Annotated in this window: 18 protein-coding genes; 9 read left to right on the top strand and 9 right to left on the bottom strand. The window is 41.9% G+C overall.

Going from position 1 to position 20,215, the window contains the following annotated elements; all coding sequences use genetic code 11:
- Nucleotides 1–107 precede the first annotated feature (107 nt).
- From IH597_03765 to IH597_03780, 4 genes are all read right to left on the bottom strand, one after another.
- Nucleotides 108–1,187, bottom strand: a complete 1,080-nt coding sequence (locus tag IH597_03765) for a chorismate-binding protein (GenBank protein ID MBE0661563.1) — start codon at nt 1,185–1,187, stop codon at nt 108–110.
- Between the two features lie 13 nt (nt 1,188–1,200).
- Nucleotides 1,201–1,617: a hotdog fold thioesterase gene (locus IH597_03770; protein MBE0661564.1), complete on the bottom strand. Its 417-nt coding sequence runs from the start codon at nt 1,615–1,617 to the stop codon at nt 1,201–1,203.
- Nucleotides 1,618–1,729: 112 nt separating this feature from the next.
- A complete protein-coding gene (gene lnt / locus IH597_03775) occupies nt 1,730–3,346 on the bottom strand; it encodes an apolipoprotein N-acyltransferase (GenBank protein MBE0661565.1) in 1,617 nt (538 codons plus the stop codon).
- A gap of 9 nt (nt 3,347–3,355) precedes the next feature.
- Nucleotides 3,356–4,549 carry a phosphoglycerate kinase gene (locus tag IH597_03780; protein ID MBE0661566.1) on the bottom strand — a complete coding sequence of 398 codons (1,194 nt, stop codon included), beginning with the start codon at nt 4,547–4,549 and terminating at the stop codon, nt 3,356–3,358.
- A 206-nt stretch (nt 4,550–4,755) separates the two neighbouring features.
- Between IH597_03780 and IH597_03785 the strand changes: the two genes are divergently transcribed.
- Both IH597_03785 and IH597_03790 read left to right on the top strand, forming a co-directional pair.
- On the top strand, nt 4,756–5,913 hold the full coding sequence (locus IH597_03785; protein ID MBE0661567.1) for a methionine aminotransferase: 1,158 nt from the start codon (nt 4,756–4,758) through the stop codon (nt 5,911–5,913).
- Nucleotides 5,901–6,695 carry an amidohydrolase gene (locus IH597_03790; GenBank protein MBE0661568.1) on the top strand — a complete coding sequence of 265 codons (795 nt, stop codon included), beginning with the start codon at nt 5,901–5,903 and terminating at the stop codon, nt 6,693–6,695. Before IH597_03785 ends, IH597_03790 begins: the two co-directional genes overlap by 13 nt.
- A 9-nt stretch (nt 6,696–6,704) precedes the next feature.
- Here IH597_03790 and IH597_03795 read toward each other — a convergent pair whose 3' ends face one another.
- The 3 genes from IH597_03795 to IH597_03805 form a co-directional block, all read right to left on the bottom strand.
- Nucleotides 6,705–7,409, bottom strand: coding sequence for a pirin family protein (locus IH597_03795; protein MBE0661569.1), 705 nt, complete (start codon nt 7,407–7,409; stop codon nt 6,705–6,707).
- Nucleotides 7,410–7,574: 165 nt separating this feature from the next.
- Nucleotides 7,575–8,048 carry a DNA starvation/stationary phase protection protein gene (locus IH597_03800; GenBank protein ID MBE0661570.1) on the bottom strand — a complete coding sequence of 158 codons (474 nt, stop codon included), beginning with the start codon at nt 8,046–8,048 and terminating at the stop codon, nt 7,575–7,577.
- 138 nt (nt 8,049–8,186) lie between these two features.
- Complete coding sequence (locus IH597_03805) at nt 8,187–8,840, bottom strand: peroxiredoxin (protein MBE0661571.1); 654 nt, start codon at nt 8,838–8,840, stop codon at nt 8,187–8,189.
- Nucleotides 8,841–9,022: 182 nt separating this feature from the next.
- On the opposite strand from IH597_03805, the gene IH597_03810 reads away from it, so the two are divergent.
- Complete coding sequence (locus IH597_03810; protein MBE0661572.1) at nt 9,023–9,958, top strand: LysR family transcriptional regulator; 936 nt, start codon at nt 9,023–9,025, stop codon at nt 9,956–9,958.
- A 244-nt stretch (nt 9,959–10,202) separates the two neighbouring features.
- On the top strand, nt 10,203–10,697 hold the full coding sequence (locus tag IH597_03815) for a prolyl-tRNA synthetase associated domain-containing protein (GenBank protein MBE0661573.1): 495 nt from the start codon (nt 10,203–10,205) through the stop codon (nt 10,695–10,697).
- A 196-nt stretch (nt 10,698–10,893) separates the two neighbouring features.
- Here IH597_03815 and IH597_03820 read toward each other — a convergent pair whose 3' ends face one another.
- Both IH597_03820 and IH597_03825 read right to left on the bottom strand, forming a co-directional pair.
- The gene (locus IH597_03820; GenBank protein ID MBE0661574.1) at nt 10,894–11,352 is read right to left on the bottom strand and encodes a GNAT family N-acetyltransferase; all 459 of its coding nucleotides are present in this window, start codon (nt 11,350–11,352) and stop codon (nt 10,894–10,896) included.
- A gap of 58 nt (nt 11,353–11,410) precedes the next feature.
- Nucleotides 11,411–12,562 carry a metallophosphoesterase gene (locus tag IH597_03825; protein MBE0661575.1) on the bottom strand — a complete coding sequence of 384 codons (1,152 nt, stop codon included), beginning with the start codon at nt 12,560–12,562 and terminating at the stop codon, nt 11,411–11,413.
- A 140-nt stretch (nt 12,563–12,702) separates the two neighbouring features.
- Here IH597_03825 and IH597_03830 point away from each other — a divergent pair, with 140 nt between their 5' ends.
- The 5 genes from IH597_03830 (at nt 12,703) to IH597_03850 (ending at nt 20,184) form a co-directional block, all read left to right on the top strand.
- A complete protein-coding gene (locus IH597_03830; GenBank protein MBE0661576.1) occupies nt 12,703–13,263 on the top strand; it encodes a sigma-70 family RNA polymerase sigma factor in 561 nt (186 codons plus the stop codon).
- Nucleotides 13,264–13,307: 44 nt separating this feature from the next.
- Entirely contained in the window at nt 13,308–14,495 is a 1,188-nt protein-coding gene (locus IH597_03835) for a FecR domain-containing protein (GenBank protein ID MBE0661577.1), read from the top strand.
- Nucleotides 14,496–14,596: 101 nt separating this feature from the next.
- Nucleotides 14,597–17,884 (top strand): TonB-dependent receptor, encoded by a 3,288-nt coding sequence (locus tag IH597_03840; GenBank protein ID MBE0661578.1) that lies wholly within the window; start codon nt 14,597–14,599, stop codon nt 17,882–17,884.
- A 12-nt stretch (nt 17,885–17,896) separates the two neighbouring features.
- On the top strand, nt 17,897–19,255 hold the full coding sequence (locus tag IH597_03845; protein ID MBE0661579.1) for a RagB/SusD family nutrient uptake outer membrane protein: 1,359 nt from the start codon (nt 17,897–17,899) through the stop codon (nt 19,253–19,255).
- Between the two features lie 20 nt (nt 19,256–19,275).
- Nucleotides 19,276–20,184 (top strand): choice-of-anchor J domain-containing protein, encoded by a 909-nt coding sequence (locus IH597_03850; protein MBE0661580.1) that lies wholly within the window; start codon nt 19,276–19,278, stop codon nt 20,182–20,184.
- Nucleotides 20,185–20,215 lie beyond the last annotated feature (31 nt).

Consider the following 20,215-nt stretch of genomic DNA (forward strand, 5'->3'; position numbering starts at 1 on the left):
AATTTGTGAATTTTAAATCTTAAATCTGGAATTTTGAATTAATAAATCCATTACTCCATACCTCCATGACTCCAACAAATTCACCAATAGACCAATTAACCAATTGACTATTCCAACACTTTCTCAATCACGGATAGCAGCGTTTGGGCTTTAAGCTCAGTTTCTTCCCATTCTTTTTCAGGAACCGAATCTTTTGTGATCCCTCCTCCGGCAAAAAGTATCATTTTTGATGATGTGATTTTCATACAACGCAGGTTCACAAATAAATCTGTTTTCCCTCTAAAGTTCACTGGACCTAGAAATCCGGTGTAATATTCACGGTTGTGGGATTCGAATTGTGAGATAAATTGAAGTGCCTTTGCTTTAGGAATGCCGCAAACAGCCGGAGTCGGATGCAAACTATTGATGATCTGAACTAATGTTTCATCATCCGGAGTTCCAAAACTAAAATTTGTACACAGATGTTCCATCGCGCCAGCCTGTTTTGTAAAAGGGCCAGAAACCTCAAGATTATGAACACGATGACCTGCCAGTGTTGTTTGAATATATTTGCTGACAATATTCTGTTCTTCACGCTCTTTTACTCCCCAATCACTTTGTGAGCCTGATTTCCGTGTACCAGCAAGCGCCATGGTGTTGCATTCACTGTCATGGCAAGAGATCAATGTTTCAGGTGTAGCACCCATCCAAATACCATAAGGCTGTATATGGGCAATGTAAACGAATGCATTCGGGTAAGTTTTGCACAGCGTATTATACAATCTGATCAACTGCTGGTTCGAAAAACTTTCAATCACAGTTGTTCGCGAAATCACCACTTTGTTTGCCTCGCCAGACTTAAGAAGTTCAATCAGCTTTTTGAGGTCCTGGATATAAGTTTCTCTATCCGTATTGATTGTCATTTTGATTTCAGGCAACGATTCTGATAACTGCATTTGATCAATCAGCGAATCAGGAATGTCTGATATAATCTCTGTAACAGCATCTGGTTCAAGAAACACTGTCGGATTTTGAGATGAGTTTATAAACGGAGATAGAATGAAGCCATGAAGATTAAATGCTTCCTGTAAAATGATAGGTTTGATTTTGCCGGAATAAATTGATGATCCTGATGATCCGGGCATTCTGAAAATCACGAACGGGCGCTTTACTTTATTCTTTTGTTGTTGGTTATCGGGCTTTAGCATCTTGGTAATCTTATCATTTTTTATCAATCACCATCACCGTTAACCTTGAAATACAAACCAAACGGTTCCGTTCATCGCTGATGCGGATTTCCCAGACATGCAGTTTTCTTGAGTGCGCGATCACTGTTGCTTTGCCAAAAACATAACCCTCTTTCACCTTGCGCAGGTGGTTAGCATTTATCTCGATCCCAACGATAGCCTGTGTTTCATTGTCAGTCATCAGCACTGAACCTACGCTCCCAAGTGACTCGGCCAATGCAGCGCTGGCGCCACCATGCAACAGACCGGCTGGTTGTTTTGTGCGATGATCAACCGGCATACGGGCACAAATGTAATCACTGCCCAATTCTGTGTATTCGATACCAAGATGTTGCATCATGGTGCCATTGTTCATGGCGTTAAGATCGGGAAGGGGAATTTGTTTGAGCATTATAATTTGTTTTATGAGGCTAAAGCCACTTGATCATTCAGTTTTCGGGAACCGTCAGCTAAAGCTGACGGCAATATGTCTTTAGCCAACTGATTATAAAACACAATTCATATCAGGCTTTAGCCACATTTTTATTCTTCAATCGCAACATTACTGAAATCAGTAACATCAACACTGCACCAAATGACGAAATGCGTGCAATATAATCGCCGAAACGCACGTAAAAAGTCTGCCCATCGCCGGTATAAACAGTTTGCCTGATCACGTCCGGCTCCCAGTAGTTGGTGGCTTGCAGGATATCACCACGCTTGTTAACAAAGCACGAAATACCTGTATTTGCTGATCTTGCAATGGCACGCCTGGTTTCTATAGCCCTTACTGAAGAAAATAGTAAATGCTGGCGATGCCCGGCTGTGTTTTCCCACCAGCCGTCATTGGTGATCACAAAAATCAAATCCGCTCCATTTTTTACGAAGCCAGCCATAAATTCCCCATAAACCGATTCATAACAAATGGCGGTTCCTATTTTCAGCCCTTCCGAAGTAGAAAAGGGCGTTCGTTCTTCATCCACACCCAGGGTTCCCACTGTACCACCCAGGTCAAAAGCCAGGTTCTCAATGAACTTAACATAGCGAACCAAAGGCATTACTTCAACCCCGGGAGTGAGTTTTGATTTATGATAAAGCTGAAAATGTGAAGACGTATCGAAAATCATGGCAGTATTATAGGCTTCATAATACAAGTCGGCATCCCGGAATTTTCTGGCTCCAGGTGTTAGTTTCTCAGCAGGTTCAAGCATTCTTCTGGAAGACAGGCCGATTACTATGCTTGCACCGGGATAATCATAGAGGTATTCACGGAAGTGGTTCACGCTCGGCGTATTATTCATGTTCTCTTCCCACACATATTCCTGGATGGCGCTTTCGGGACAAACGATAAATTGCACTTCTTCATCAAGTTTTTGAACCGCAAGATCCCATATCCGGTCAGCTATTTCAAGCGGGGGTAGTTCGTATTGTTCGCCATAAGGGTCCACGTTAGGTTGGACCACAACAATATCAACCGGCTGGCCTTTATCTTCCTCCCATGTTTTATAAATAATTTGTGAAATCAGAATCGGGAGTAGGATCAGAGAAAAAACAAGCGCACTTCGTGAAAGCATTTTTTTAGCTGAATAGCGTTGCCGCAACTTTTTCCATGAAAGGAAAATCAAAATGTTGACAGCCAGCACCCAAACACTCCCACCAAAAATACCTGTAAATTCATACCACTGTATCCACGTTGGATAAGCGCTGAAACCATTGCCCAGGCTCAGCCAGGGCCAGTTCAGATCCCAGTGGTGGTGTATAAACTCAAAGGTGATCCAAAAGAAAACAAGTGAAAGATATCCCTGGGATGGCTTTGTAAGTGTTCGGCGGACAAAATGAAAAAGTACAAAGAAAACCGTCATGAAGATCGAATTCAATACTATAGCCAGGGCTGCTCCAACCGCTGTTGAATGAACAATCCACCAGGTAGTCAATAGGTTCCAGATAAAAAACGACCATAAAAGGTAGGGGACAATAGAAAAAACCGAATTGATGTTTTTTTGTTTCCAGAAATGATCTTCAATGATCAGCAGCGGTACGAAGGCGGTAAAAAGCAGGCTTGGCAATCCGTACATTGGCCAGGCGATGCTCAAAAGCAATCCGCTCAAAGACGAAAGCAAAATCAGGTGGAAGCGCTTCATGTTCTTTTATTAGTCGTTTTCAATCGCTGCAACACCAGGTAAGGTTTTGCCCTCAATATATTCAAGCATAGCCCCGCCACCAGTTGAAACATAGCTTATTTTATCGGCCAGTTTAAATTTATTGATTGCAGCTACTGAGTCGCCACCACCTACCAGAGAAAATGCACCTTTTTCGGTAGCCCTTGCAACAACTTCGGCAATGAACTTTGTACCATGCTGGAAATTGCACATTTCAAAAACTCCCATTGGCCCATTCCATAGGATGGTTTTGGAATTCATTATAATTTCCTCAAATTGCACACATGAGCGTTTTCCAATATCCAAACCCAGGTATCCATCTGGAATTTCATTTGCAGCACATTCCATTCGCTTTGCGTCGTTAGCGAAAGCGTCGGCGGCAATAGTGTCAACCGGAAGATACAGATCGGTGCCAAATGCCTTGGCTCCCTCAATAATATTTTTAGCCACATCAAGCAATTCATTCTCAACCATGGAGCCACCGATTTTTCCGCCCATTGATTTTATAAAAGTAAACATCATGCCTCCGCCAATAATCAGGTTGTCAACTTTCCCGATCAGGTGATTGATGACCTGAATTTTCGAAGACACTTTTGCTCCGCCAAGGATTGCTGTGAAGGGGCGTTCAGCATCATGGACTACTTTCTTTAAACTGCTTACTTCAGCATTCATAAGGCGCCCGAACATTTTATCATCTGGAAAAAACCTTGCAATTACAGCCGTTGAGGCATGTTCGCGGTGCGCCGTTCCGAAGGCATCATTGATGTAAACATCACCAAGGGCAGATAATTTTTTTGCGAAATCAACATCTCCTGCTTCTTCTTCCTTATAAAAACGAAGGTTCTCCAATAGTAGAATCTGCCCGGGTTTGAGTTCAGCAGAGAGTTTTAAGGCTTCTTCGCCAATGCAATCATTGGCAAACAGAACATCGGTTTTGAATAACTCGTTAAGATACTCGACTAAATGTCTGAGCGAGAGCTTGTCTTCAGGGCCTTTTTTGGGCCTTCCCAGGTGCGACATCAGGATGGCCGAACCACCTTTTGAGAGAATTTCGCTGATTGTGTCAAACGTGGCGTCAATGCGGTTTGTATCGGTAATTTTTTGATCATCGTCAAGCGGCACATTATAATCTACCCTGATGAGGGCTTTCTTTCCATTGAAGTTATAGTCTTTTAACGTTTTCATTTTTATGTGGTTTTTAATGTTATGAATTTGAATGAACACTTATAAAGCCGTTTGCAAATATAGGTATTTGATTTTTTTGGCTGCAAACCAGTTATTAAGTCTTTGTATTTTATTATGTTTTGTTTCTACGAACTTGAAGCAAGTGGTTTTTATGTTTTTGAGCAAAACTTTAAAATCTTACCTTTGCCTGCTAAAATTATTATCTGATGGAAAATTACCCCTGGTCAGTAGGATCGAAATTGCCAAATATGGGCACTTCAATCTTTGCAGTAATGACCCAATTGGCTACTGACCATAAAGCCATTAACCTTTCGCAGGGCTTTCCTGATTTTCCTGTTTCTGAGAACCTGATATCATTGGTTCATAAGTACATGAAGAAGGGGTACAACCAATATGCCCCCATGCCCGGAGTACTTCAATTACGAAAAGCCATAGCCGAAAAAATCAAAAAAACCTTTGGGGCAGAGTACGACCCGATAACTGATATTACTGTTACGGCGGGCGCAACGCAGGCCATTTATGCAATTATCTCTGCTTTTGTGCGAACCGATGATGAAGTCATAATTTTTGAACCGGCTTACGATTCGTATGCACCATCGGTAAAAATAAATGGTGGTCTTGTGAAATATGCTACCTTGCAGCAACCCGATTTTAGTATTGACTGGCAACGATTCCCGGCATTGATTTCGAACCGGACGCGCATGATCATTATCAATTCACCGCATAACCCTACAGGTACTGTGTTGAGCCATAATGATATAAACCAACTGATCAGGATTACCCGCAATCGCGATATAATCATACTTAGCGATGAGGTATATGAGCATCTCATTTTCGACGGGCTGCAGCACGAAAGTGTCAGCAAATACCCCGAACTAGCTTCAAAAAGTCTGGTAGTTGGATCCTTTGGCAAAACCTTTCATGCAACCGGATGGAAAACAGGCTTTGTGGCAGCGCCTGCCAACCTCACTTCTGAATTACGAAAAGCGCATCAATTCATTGTTTTTGCTTCCAATACTCCTGTTCAGCATGCGATAGCAGAGTTTTTGGAAGATGAAGAAAATTACATTCACCTTCCGGGGTATTACCAGCAAAAAAGAGATTTATTCTTCAATCTTACAAAGGGATCAAGATTCAAACCGTTGCCATGTAACGGAACCTATTTTCAAACGCTTGATTATAGCAATATTTCTGACGAAGATGAGATGGAATTTGCTATTCGGCTCATCAAAGACCATAAAATTGCTTCGGTTCCGCTATCAGCGTTTTATTATAAAAACGATGATAATAAGCATTTGCGTTTCTGCTTTGCTAAAACCGAGGAAACACTTGAAAAAGCGGCTAAGATATTATGCAAGATTTAAAGGTAAGCATTGTACAATCCGATCTCGCGTGGCGTGACCCCGAACGCAATCTGCAACATTTCGATGCACTGATTGCTTCAATCACTGAACCTACTGATCTGATTGTACTGCCCGAAATGTTTACCACAGGGTTCACAATGCAGCCGGAATCGCTCGCCGAAGATGTAAAGAGCACAACCTTAAAGTGGATGCTTGGCAAAGCAGCCGAAAAACAATGTGCTGTGATGGGAAGCTACATCGTAGTAGAGGATGGGAAATATTTGAACCGTCTTTATGTAGTGTTACCAAACGGCGAATCATTTTTCTATGACAAAAAGCATCTTTTCAGGATGGCGGAGGAGGATAAATTTTTTACTCCCGGAAATGAAAGATTGGTAGTTAAACTAAAAGGTTGGAAATTAAATCTCCAAATTTGCTACGATTTGCGTTTCCCTGTTTGGTGCCGGAATTCATACAAGGCCGGGGAATACGATTTTGACTGCCAGATATTTATAGCAAACTGGCCCGAAATCAGGAACCATGCCTGGAAAACTCTCTTAACAGCAAGGGCCATTGAAAATCAATCGTACGTTGTGGGCGTAAATAGAATCGGTTCTGATGGTAATGGAATCTCTCATAGCGGTGATTCAATGGTTATTGATCCGTGGGGCGCGAAAATTTCAGAAACCTTACCACATCAGGAATTGGTTGAAACCATAACACTTTCGGCAGGCAAACTTGAATCTTTCCGGAAGAATATCACCTTTGGCCTCGACTGGGATAAATTTGAACTCAAACAGTAGTACGCAGATTTATTTCATCGGCACCTCGATGACAATCAAATCAGTATCCTGTTTTGCCGAAATGCTTATCTGAGGCTGATCAACAATTCCCATTCCATCACGTTGCCCTAGCAATTCAGTGTTTACCTCAACTTCACCGCTGATCACAAACAAATAAACACCGTTATCTTCAAGAAAGGGTTTATAGTCAACTGCGTTTTTTTCTTTTAGCACAATGCGCGATAAATAGGCTTTCTGATGAATGTATAGTGAGTTGTGAGCGCCATCGGGCGAAACAAGCAATTGAAATTGATTGATGCGTGCAGCCGGATCAAAATACCGAGAGTCGTAGCGCGGATCAATATTCATTGACCTGGGATAAATCCAGATTTGCAAAAAATTGGCTTTCTGATCGGACGTGGCGTTGTGTTCGGAATGTGAAATTCCTTTGCCTGCCGACATTACCTGTACTTTGTTGACATCAATAATATCGTCCGAACCATAACTGTCGCGATGGGCCAGGGCACCGGTTATAGGAATGGAAATGATTTCCATGTTGTTGTGCGGGTGCAGCCCAAAGCCGCTTCCGCCTTCAATAATGTCATCGTTCAGCACCCTCAGTTTCCCGAAATGCATCCGTGATGGATCGTAATAATCAGCAAAACTGAAAGTGTGATGCGATTTAAGCCAGCCGTGATCGGCATAGCCCCTGGTATTTGCACGGTGTAATATCATGATTGGTTTTTTTGAACCACTAAGGCACTGAGTGCACTAAGTTGCACTAAGATGTTTAGCTTAAAGATGGGATTAAGTGCTGAGTAAAATTCTTTTGAAAGACTCTTAGTGATTCTCAGTGTTCTTAGTGCCTAAGTGGTAATTGGTTCGGGAGTCAAATTAGATTTATCCGAGATAAGCCGAATACATCCAAACAAGCTTTTCCTGCTCACGAATGTAGTCACTCATCAGTGCATTCGTACCTTCGTCGTTAAGCTCAGCTGAAAGATCAAGAATTACGCGTTCTTTTGCAATCATGATCTTGAAGGCTTCGAGTATTTGTTTTACAGCTTCGTTGCCGTCACTTACAACTTTTGAGTCCTTTACTTCCGACGTTTTAAGGTAGTCGCTGTAAGAATGTTTTGGTGTGGCTCCGAGTGTAAGAATACGCTCAGCCACCTCATCAATTTTCAGGATCAGATCGTTATATAATTCTTCGAACTTTACATGCAGCTCAAAAAACTTTGGCCCTTTGATGTTCCAATGGAAACCACGGGTATTGGTATAAAATACCTGGAGGTTGGCCAACAAGTCATTCAGCTTTTCAGCAAGTTCTGTGGATTTTTGGACATCAAGTCCTATTGCATTTGTAGTTTTCATAATTTCAGTTTTAAAGGTTTATAACTTGTAAGTTTAACCAAAGAGGCACCTTGAACACCAGATTTGAGCTTTCTGCAGGCCTAAAGTTTATTGAGTATTTCTTAGTGCCCTCAGTGCCTCAGTGGTAAAAGGATAACCTTAGTTCAGGTCTGTTTTTGCCAGGTAGAAATCAATCATCTCATATTTACTGGCAATGCGCTCTTCCATTTCATCAACTGTCTTTGGCGGAGGTACAATGGCTTTGTCGCCTGGTTGCCAGTCGAGCGGAAGCGCTACCTTGTGTTTATCGGCTGTTTGCAGGGCTGTCAGGGCACGAATGATTTCGTTCATATTACGGCCAACATTCAGCGGGTAATACATGATCAGGCGAACCTTGCCATTCGGATCCATAATAAATACAGCCCTTACAGCGGCAGTTTCACTTTCGCCGGGTTGCAACATTCCGTAGAGTTTTGAAACCTTCATATCAATGTCGGCGATAATCGGAAATTTCATCAAAATTCCGAGCTTCTCTCTAACATTGTGAACCCACGCCACATGTGCATGAATGCTGTCAATGCTTAATCCCATAAGCTTGGTATTCAAAGCCTTGAACTCATCCTCACGCAGGGCAAAACCCGACATTTCGGTAGTACAAACAGGTGTGAAATCGGCGGGGTGTGAAAACAAAACGACCCAACTTCCTTTGTTGAATTCCGAGAAACGGAGTTTTCCGGCTGTGGTCACTGCTTCAAAATCGGGAGCCATGTCGCCGATACGGGGCATCTGGTAAAATTCTTGTTGATTTTCCATGGTTTTTGTTTTAAGATGAATTAATTGATTGATTATTTTTTGTTATGAAAATGTACTGTATTTCTTGTTGTTTAATAATGGTGCAAAATTAATACGTAAGGATACATCAGTCAAATTGATAATATTTATAACATGATAGATAATAACTATATCTTTGCAAGCTAATTTCTTTCAATATGAACATCACGCTAAGTCAACTGGAGTATATACTTGCCGTAGACAAGTACCGCCACTTTCAAACAGCGGCCGATCATTCCTTCGTAACACAGCCTACTTTGAGCATGCAGATAAAAAAACTTGAGGATGTAATGGGCGTTTTGATCTTCGATCGCAGCCGTCAACCGGTTCAGCCAACACCTATCGGAAAAATGATTATTGAGCAGGCCCGTGAAACGGTGAATGCAGCAAAAAAAATTGAAGAAATCATTGAAGAAGACCATGGCGAACCCACTGGCGACATAAGTATTGGCGTGATTCCAACCATTGGACCTCATCTGATACCGGGATTGATATCAGGCTTAACGGCAAGGTACAACATTGATTTCCAGTTTGAAGAAGCATTGACAAATGAAGTGATTGAAAAAGTTAAAACCGGTGTGCTTGATGCCGGCATTGTTTCAACACCCCTGCACGAAAAAGGAATTGATGAAATTATTCTTTATTATGAACCTTTATGGGTGTATGCTTCTGAAGGTCATCCTCTGTTACAAGCTGATACAGTGCATCCCGACGACTTACTTACTGACAGTCTGTGGCTGTTAACTGACGGGCATTGTTTCAGGGAACATGTGCTTAAACTCTGTAGCAGAAATATTCCTGCCAGTTTTAATAAATTCAGATATACAACCGGGTCGTTGGAAGCGTTGACCCGTATTATCGACAGGCAGTATGGATATACTTTATTACCGCACCTGGCCACACTGGAAATGACTGAAGAAAAAAGGCGATTTTTGCGTAGTTTTTCTAAACCTGTTCCTAAGAGAGAAGTTAGCCTTATTGTAAGAAGTGGTTTTCTAAAACGGCGGTTAATCAACCTTATCCGCGAAGAAATTGTTAACAACCTGCAGCAGGGATTGATACTGGAGACTGAAGATGCCGTGTTGAAGTGGAAAGACTGAGAGAAGATCAAAGATCAAAGTCTAAAATTCCAAGTCCCAAATTCCAAGAGGTAAAATGAATGAAAAACTAGAATTGGATGAACAATTTTACTAATAGACCCCATACTGTTGATCAAGTAACAACTGAATGACAATTGTTTGACTATTGTATGACCATCTATGACAACTGTATAACTATCGTAAGACCACGGTTTACTTCATGCAAAACACCACATTATTATATAGCCAACTAAAACCTGCCACAATGAGAGGAGATCCGAAACTTTATGAACTTTTTGAGTATTTAAAAATAACCTTCGATTACTACGAACACCCTCCGGTTCCTACCGTTGAGGAAGCTGCGCTCTATTGGAAAGACATAGAAGCAACCCATTGTAAGAACCTTTTTTTCCGGAACCACAAAGGAAACCGGCATTATCTTGTGATCCTTGAGTATACGCATTCATTGGCAATTAAAGACCTCGAAAATCGTCTTAAACAAGGAAAGTTAACTTTTGCCTCCGCTGAGCGGATGATGAAATATTTGGGCGTTACTCCGGGTTCGGTATCTCCACTTGGGCTTATCAATGATATGGATCACCATGTGCATTTATTCCTCGATGAGAACCTGCAGAATTCAAAAACCATCAGTTTTCATCCATGCATCAATACAGCCTCGGTGGTGATCAAATACAGTGATTTTCTTCGTTTCCTCGACCACCTGGGGAACACCTATGAATATGTTAGGTTGTATGATTAACCTAGGTCATTGGGAATCCACTACTCCAACCAATTAACTAATCAATGCAAAGATCAAAGTCTATAGAACAAAATCCAAAGTTCAAATACAAAATCGATGTCGTCTGTATATTTACGAATCTTAAATCTGGAATTTTGAATTAATAATTCCATTACTCCATCACTCCAACCAATCGACCAATTAACCAATTACACACTTAACTCTTAACCCATTCAAACATCCTGTAATGCTGGTCTTCCATTTCTAGTGAGCGGTAAACCGCCTGCGCATTTTCATTGGTGTGGAATACATAAAGCCTTATTCCTTTAAGACTTTCACTTGCAGAAACCAGTTCTTTGATATGCCTATACATACTCCTGAAAACACCTTTGCCGCGGAACTCTGGTTTCACATACACCGATTGCAGCCAGATAAATGTTCCGTTGCGCCAGTCGCTCCATTCATATGTGGTGAGCATACAGGCAGCTATCTGATTCCCTGATTCAGCAAAGTAATATTTTCCTTTAGCGGGATCGGCAAATACGGCCTGAACACCGGCAGAAACAACTGTATGCTCAAGAACCATATTCTCGGTTTCTCTGGCCATTTCTACCTGAAATCCAATGATGTGTTCTGCTTCACCTGGTCTGGCTTCACGCACATTGATAGAATTCATTTGTTTGTTGTTTGATGGTAATCAACTAAGCAAAAACTTGTACCAATTTTAAGTTTTGTTATTCTGAAAACCTTAGCCGGATGTTAACGATTTCCGGCCTGGTACCAATCCTTACAGGAGGCCCCCAGGTTCCAACACCAGACGACACATACACATGCATCCCGGATTTGTTAACATATCCATATCCAACCTCATAAATGGCGTCAATTATATAATTAAGTGGCCAGATTTGTCCGTTATGTGTATGACCTGACAAGTGCAGGTCAATACCGTTTTCAAGGGATTCGTTGAGTGTAAAAGGCTGGTGATCCATCAAAATCAAAGGATATTCCTTGTTTATCGCTGCCATAATAACCGGCAGATCTTTTCTGGGCTTACCTGAGAACCTGGGCTTATCGCGGTCTTCGCGGCCTATCAGATAAAAACTGTTTTCAATGAGTACTGCGCTATCGCGAATCATTTGTACTCCATGTTTCTCAAGGTAATCCACGGCCGGGTCAACACCGCCAATATATTCATGATTACCGGTAACAGCATACACACCCAGTTTTGATTTTAATTGCTTCAGACCCGAACCGAGATTTTTTTGGATTACAGGATTAAGATCTTCATCAAAGACATCCCCAGCCATTAAAATTAAATCGGGGTTCAAACCATTAATTTTGTTAACAATTCGATCCATATGCCTGTTTGCAAGAATAGAACCGAGGTGAAGGTCTGACACCAATGCTATGTTAAGTTCTTTGAAATTGCCTGCTGGTTTTGGAATGGATAAAGTGAACTCACGTATTACTGGTTTTCGGGCATTGAAAGCCCCATAGGTAATCATTATTCCGATTACAGTAATTACACTTAAGAGAAGATAACGCTTAAAAGCATAAAGGTTGCCTGTAATGAAGGATGGTATAAACGGTAGGTAATAGTCAGCCAGGCGGATGATATCAATAAGCAGAACAGCCAGGAGGAAATAAAGCATAGCTGCCAGCCAGTAGGATCCAATAATGGTAATACCCATTGTAAGTTCCGATAACCAGATTTTTTCAAGAAATCTCCCGGCAATAAAGGAAAATGCTAGCATCCAGAAACCAATCTTAAAATACAATGCCAACCCCTGGGTTCCGGGGAGTGCCATGCTGAGCCTGGTAAACAGATAGTAGTGTACTGAAAAGTAAATAGTAAAAACGATTGAGAAGAAAATGAGAAAGGCCATTGATTTCATTATTTGTGATATAGTCTGATGCTCTAGAACGCTGGAATAATCATTAAGTTTGCATACCGGAAGATATTTTCATTCATTTTTTTAAATATCTTAGGATCTCCTAAGTTTACCTCAGAAAGCAAACGCTTAAAATGGATAATGAAGACGCCAGATTACTGGAATTATTTAAAACAAATGAGCGCGAAGCTTTCAGGGAACTTTTTATCCGCTATTATAAACCAATGGTATTGGCTGCTAAAATTTATTCCAACAATGCTCAGGAAGCGGAAGACCTTGTGCAGCAGGTTTTTGTGAAAGTATGGGAAGAAAAGCTTTATAACCGGATTAATACCTCTTTTAAGCGCTATTTGCAGGTCTCTGTTCGAAATGCCTGTTTCAATCAGATTGCAAGTATTAGGGCAAAGCCTGCCATTGAGCGGGATATGAGTGAAGATATGCTAATCGGTCAGGCAATTGACTTTATGCTCATCCGTGAAGAGGTACAGATATTTGAAAAAGCCTTCGATGCATTGCCCATGCAAAGCAGGGTGGTTTTTGAACTGGTTTATTTTGAAGATCAGCCTTATAAAACAGCGGCACAAACACTTAACCTTTCGCTGAACACCATTAAATCGCATCTCCGCAATGCAATCCGTATCCTGAAAAACAGCCCTGTCATAAATAGTTATTATAGCGATAGAAAAAAATCCTGATACAGGCTCACCCTTTTTCTATTTAATATTGTCATTAGTTTATCATGAAAGAATTAAACGAAACTCCTCCTATCCCGGATGTTATATTACAATTTCTCACCCAACAAGCTTTGGGCAAACTGGATCATACCGATTTGGGATTGCTTGAGCAGTGGATAGAACAGAATCCTGAGAGGATTGATGAGTGCATTGCATACAAAGGCCAGCTGAAAAAATATTACTGGATTTATCTTTCAAAATCTGCGAAAGAACCAGAAACAATCATTGACGGTTTACTTGGCAAAAGGCAACACCAAAGTAAAACAAGAGCAATGCTAATCAAACTTCTGCCCTATGCAGCAGCATTGTTTACGCTTGTTGGGCTGGGGTGGTTTCTACTTCAATTTAACAACGATACAGAATCTTCGATTGCTCAAACCGAATTGAAAGTTTTGGAAAGATACAGTAATGCTGTACTTGTTTTATCTGATGGCAAGCAGATAGTTCTTGATGACGAAAGTACTCATCTGTCTGGCGAGAACGGAGTTCGCATTACCAATCAACCTGGTGAGTTTTTGCGTTATGATCAGGAAGCGGTAGGTGGTGATGCACCCCGTATGAACCGTCTGATCGTTCCGGCCGGCGCCCGCTATCAACTGCAGCTGGCTGATGGCACCCGTGTCTGGATGAACTCCAGGTCAGAACTTGAATATCCTGTTGCTTTTTCAACGGATTTGCGCAGGGTCAAACTCAGCGGCGAAGCTTTTTTTGAGGTGATGACCAATTCTTCAGCGCCATTTATCATTGAAGCAAATGGATACGAAGTCTTGGTTCATGGAACTGCTTTTAATGTTTCGGCTTACAATGACGATAATTTTATTCAAACCACCCTGGTTTCAGGGGTAGTGGAAATGAGCAGCCGCGAAGGATTGGCATATAAGCTCAATCCAGGGCAAATGGCCATGTTTTCTCATCAAAGCCAGAAATTTGAGATCGGATATGTTGATACAAGATTATTCACTTCCTGGAAAGAAGGCGTTTTACATTTTAACAAAATAAGCCTTCAAGATTTAGCCACCAAGCTGGAACGCTGGTATGATGTTGAAATCAGTTTTGAAAACGAACTGGCAGCCGGTTTTCAGTTCAGCGGTGCCATGGAAAATTCACGCGAAATCCGATTCCTGCTCGATCTGATAGGCCGGGCTGCAAATGTGGAGTTTGAAATAAACGGGAAACAAATAATTGTGAAATGAGAAACCGGGAAATGCTGCAACATCTCCCGGCCAGTCAAAAATCAAAACCCCGAAACAGTGAAATCAGAGTAACAAATGATTAATAACCTAATTACAAAAGTATGAATAAAAAACTACGAAAACGTGGCCCATACAGGTGGAACGTCTTCAAAATTATTGTGATCGGTATGAAGATTTTCATGTTACTCACTTTTATTGGCACGGTTCAGGTAAGTGCATCACTTTATTCGCAGAACAACCTGATTAGTCTCAATTTGAAGAATGCCACAGTTTATGATGCTGTGAACGAAATTGCTCATCAATCGGAATTACTCTTCATTTTTCATGAAACGGATGACTTGGCGGTCAGACGGATAAACATTGATGTGAAGTTGGTGAGCCTTGATCAAGCCATGAAGGAAGTGCTCAAGAACAGTCAACTGGAGTATGATCTTGTTGAGAATTACATTGTTGTTAAACCTGTTGCGGTGACTGCTGAAGCGGGAACAATTAAGCCTCAGCAACAGGAAAAAATTACCATCAGCGGGGTTGTGACCTCATCCGAAGATGGCGCCACCATCCCGGGAGTTACCATATTGGTTCGCGGTACAAAAGCAGGAACAACCACCGATCTTGACGGCAATTACCAGATTGATGTTTCGCCTGAAAACACCCATCTGGTTTTCTCATTCGTAGGAATGATCACCCAGGAAGTTGCCATCAATAACCGTTCAGTAATCAATGTGGTTCTTGAACCGGCAGTTCTTGACCTAGGCGAGTTGGTTGTTGTGGGTTATGGCACTGAATCAAGCCGACTGGTTTCTGGTTCATTGGGTGTTGTTAGCGATGCAGAACTTCGTGAAACACCATTGAAAACCATTGATGGTGTTTTGCAAGGCCGTTCGGCCGGGGTCTATATCAGCCAGAACTCTGGTACTCCCGGTGGAGCAAATTCAGTAAGAGTAAGGGGCAACAGTTCCATTTCAGCCGGAAATGAACCGCTGTATGTAATTGATGGCATCCCGATGACTAGCGGTAATTACGGACAGATTGGTTTTTCGGGTCAAAGCATAAATGCATTGTCTGACATTAACCCAAACGATATTGAGTCCATCACAATTTTGAAAGATGCGTCAGCCGCAGCCATTTACGGCGCGCGTGCTACCAATGGTGTCATTCTGATCACCACACGCCGGGGCAATCAGCAACGAACCAATATCAGTTTCAATGGTTCATGGGGATGGCAGGAAGTTGCAAAACAACTTGAAATGCTGAGCGCTGATCAATGGCTTGAATATATGAACAAGCAGCCGGATCCAACCAATCCTGTTGACATCAATTACCTCAATGAAATATTCAGGGTTGCTCCAATGAACAGTTACGAATTGTCAGCCTCGGGAGGGGATGAGAAGACACAGTTTTTCATATCAGGGAACTATTTTGATCAGACCGGTATCATCCTTGGAACCGATTACCAGCGTTTGAATGGCAGGATGAACCTGGATCACCAGTTAAACAGGAACATTAAAATTGGAGGGAGCCTGGGCACAAGTTATTCCATGAATAACAGGGTTGAAGGCGACAGGTCGCTACATGGAGTGCTTCCAAATTCCATATCACGGCCACCGATTTATCCCATCTACAACGAGGATGGCACTTATAATCAGGATGGTTTTTTTGCGAACCCAATTGCAATAGGAAAAGAGGCAATCAATGAAGCACATTCCTATCGAACCATTGGAAACGTTTTTGCCGATATCAGAATTCTTGAAAACCTGTCTTTTAGCTCGAGATGGGGAATGGATTACCTGAGTTTGCGCGAACATAGTTATGACCCGGTTACCACACGGCAGGGAGCTACAACCAATGGACTTGGAATTGAGGCACAAACAAATGTCCTGAATATTGTTTCGAATAATCTCTTCAGATATACCAACACCTTCAGCAGCTTGCACAATGTCGAAGCCCTTGCAGGCTATTCTTTTGAAATGTTCAAACGCCGCAATCAGTACGCCGAAGGAATAGATTTTCCGAATGCATATTTCCAATACCTGCTTGATGCCGGAACCATTCGTCTGGCTGATGCCAGGGCCACTGATCGCGGAATCAATTCTTATTTCGGGCAATTGAAGTATAATCTCGATTATAAATACATCATTTCACTAAGTGGTCGTTTTGATGGTTCTTCAAAATTCGGGACTAATAACCGCTATGGTTTCTTTCCTGCAGCCTCACTCGCATGGCGTCTGAGCGAAGAAGCATTTTTTCAGGATATGAACCTTGCTGTTAACGAATTCAGGTTGAGAACCAGTTACGGGCTCACAGGAAATGACGGAATACCCGATTTTGCTTATATGAACCTTTACAGTGGCAGAGCAAATTATCTCTCAAGACCAGGCATTGCTCCGGCAGGCATGGCAAATGATCTTCTTAAATGGGAAACCACCACCCAATTTAATGTTGGGGCCGATGTTGAATTTTTTAAAGAAAGGATCGCTCTTTCAATTGATTATTATTATAACGTTACCAGTGATTTGCTTTTTAACCGGCCAATCTCGCCGACCAGTGGCTTCAGTTCAATCACCACCAATATTGGTGAACTAGAAAACAAGGGAATGGAACTTTCACTGAATACAGTAAATGTCAAAGCAAGCAATTTTAAATGGGAATCGAAATTTAACGTTAGCCACAACAAGAATAAAATTCTTTCACTATACAAAGATCAGAACCTGCTTGATCTCGACAGGTATAGCCCAAGCGCAGTGATTGTTGGCCAGCCGATGAGCGTTTTCTTCGGTTTCCGCAGCCTGGGTGTTGACCCCAGCACCGGCGATCTGGTTTTTGATGATGTTGATGGCAACGGCGTTATAAATTCTAACGACCGTGTGGTGATTGGCGATCCTAATCCATTGTTTACAGGAGGTTTCTCCAACTCATTAACTTACGGACAGTTCGACTTAAGTTTCTTCATCCAGTTTTCCTATGGCAACGATATTTTTAATGCCTCCCGCATCTTCACAGAAGCCATGACTTTTGCCGATGAAAACCAAAGTGAAGCGATTTTGAGGCGTTGGCAAAATCCTGGCGACATCACCGATATTCCACGTGCTGATGCTGACAACATCAATTCAAACAATCGAATTTCTTCCCGCTTCGTGGAGGATGGTTCATACGCAAGGTTGAAAAACATTACCCTGTCCTATTTAATGGACAAGAGATTAATTGAAGGTATTGGAGTCAGAAGCGCCCGTATTTATATATCAGGAGCCAACCTGTTCACCATTACCAATTACTCGGGCATGGATCCGGAAGTCAATTACAGGGGTGATAGCAATCTGCTCAGGGCAACCGATTTCTTCACATATCCACAGGCTAGGACATACACCATTGGAATCAATTTAGGACTTTAACTGAACACAAATATGAAAAAACTAATCTATATTTCTTTGTCATTGATCCTGTTCTTTGGATCGTGCGAAGTGCTTGATGTTCAACCGTATCATTCCATACCGGCTGAGGATGCTATTACCAATGCTGCACAGGTTGAGAGTGCAATCATCGGCTGTTATGATGCCCTGCAAAGTGATGGTTATTATGGAGTTAACTATCTTGTATTTGGTGATCTACCTGCTGATAATCTTTCCCATGTGGGTGTTACAGTAACCTGGGGGGAGTTTAACAACAATTCTATCCTGGCCGATAATGGCCTTGTTGAAAGCACATGGGCAGCAATCTATCGCATGCTTAGCAGGGTAAATAATACAATTGACAAAATTCCCCAGATCGGTTCGGACAAGATGTCGGATAACGAGAAAGCTACTGCCCTTGCAGAATTGAAATGTTTGAGGGCTTTAGGGCATTATGATTTAATGCGCCTATTTGGCCCGATCACTATCCGCGACAAAGCCGTTGGAAACGATGAGGAAAGTCTTAATCCTCCACGGCATTCTATTGAAAATGTGCTTATTTTGATCAATAGGGATTTGGATGATGCTATTGCCGGCCTTCCTTCGACCATTGTCAGGGGCAGAGTTTCAAAACCTGCCGCTCAGGCGCTAAAAGCACGGGTGGCATTACACCAGTATTACATTACACAATCCACTCCATTTCTTGATCAGGCCATTGACTATGCCACACAAGTTATCAACCATTCCGGTTTGCAACTTGAAACGGATTATGCAATCCTTTTTAATGTTGAGGTCGAAAATAATAGTGAAGGAATATTCCAGATAGTTTACAATGATCAGGACCGAAATCTCATTGCACGTTACTTTGCCCATACTTCGGTGGAGGGCAGGTATGAATTTTCGCCCACCCCATTTTATCTTACAGCTTTCCATCCGGATGATGTAAGGAAAGATATTTCCGTTAAAATGGCCGGAGCTGCCCCGTATGCTGTGAAAGCGAATGATGTTGCTTCCGGTACCGATCCGGTTTATGTACTTCGTCTTGCTGAAATGTATCTTATAAGAGCCGAAGCATCAACACTTCTGCAAAGGAGCACTGATGAAATCCTCAGCGATATAAATGCAATCAGGGAAAGGGCCGGGTTGCAGCCTGCAAATATTACAAGCTATGCCGGCCTGAAATTGGAGATAGAGTCGCAACGGCAAAAGGAATTTGCTTTTGAAGGACATCGTTGGTTCGACCTCGTAAGAACCGACCGGGCAATTGAAGTGCTTGAAAAGGTGAACAGCAGAAATCAATACTTTTTTCCGATTCCTCAAGCCGAGATTATTGCTAACGATAATCCCGGAATGTATCAGAACGGTGGTTATTAATTATTATTAAACCTTTCATTATGAAAGCAATAACAATACATTCAGCCTTTTTAATTGGCCTCTCTCTTTTGTTTTTGTCAATCAATGCCTGCAAGGAAGATGAGTTTGACGTGCCACAGGCAAGTACCCAGGCAAAATTTGATTATGAGGTCAGGGTTATCGTCATTGATGAAGAATTGGGAATAGAAAATTATGAAGTAAAATTGTTCAACAGGTCGGTTCTTGCAAAATCTTTACTTTGGGATTTTGGCAACGGAGCAACCTCCACCGAAGAAAACCCGGTTGTTATTTATACAAACGCCGGCCGTTACACAATTACACTTACCGTGATGCCCCATAATGAAGGTTTGCATTATAGCAATCTGGTTAAAATCGAATCATTTGCCTTTGGTAAACAGGTTTTGCTTTACGAAGATTTTAGCTCAGGAAGAGACTATCTGGATGAAGCTGAGTGGGCGCCTGAAGGCTGGCAGGCCATTGACAATGATGATGATGGCTTCAACTGGTACGCCAGTTACAGATTATCGGCAGGGGATACAATTTTTTCGCTTCGAAGTCAATCATATGATGGGTCAACGGGTGCATTAACACCCGACAACTGGCTGGTCACCCCTGAAATAAACCTTACTTCCTATGATGAAGCTGACGTTACTTTCCGGTTTACTGTGGGCGTTACTGCCAATACGCTTGTATATCGAAAAGAACATTACGGGGTATTCATTGCTATAGGGAATGACAATATTGAAAGTTTCACATTGTTGAGCGAAGAAACTTTTACAGAAGAAACCCCCAGAATGGTACCCCTGGAAAGGGAAGTCGACATCTCGGAATATGCCGGTCAGATTGTTTTTCTTGCCATCAGGCATTATAATGTAACCGATATGGACCGCATATTTGTAGAAGAAGTTGAGCTTTTTGTAATTGAATAACAGCATCAGAATTATTAGAAAATCAATCAAT

The organism is Bacteroidales bacterium, assembly GCA_014860575.1.
Classification (GTDB): domain Bacteria; phylum Bacteroidota; class Bacteroidia; order Bacteroidales; family JAAYJT01; genus JAAYJT01.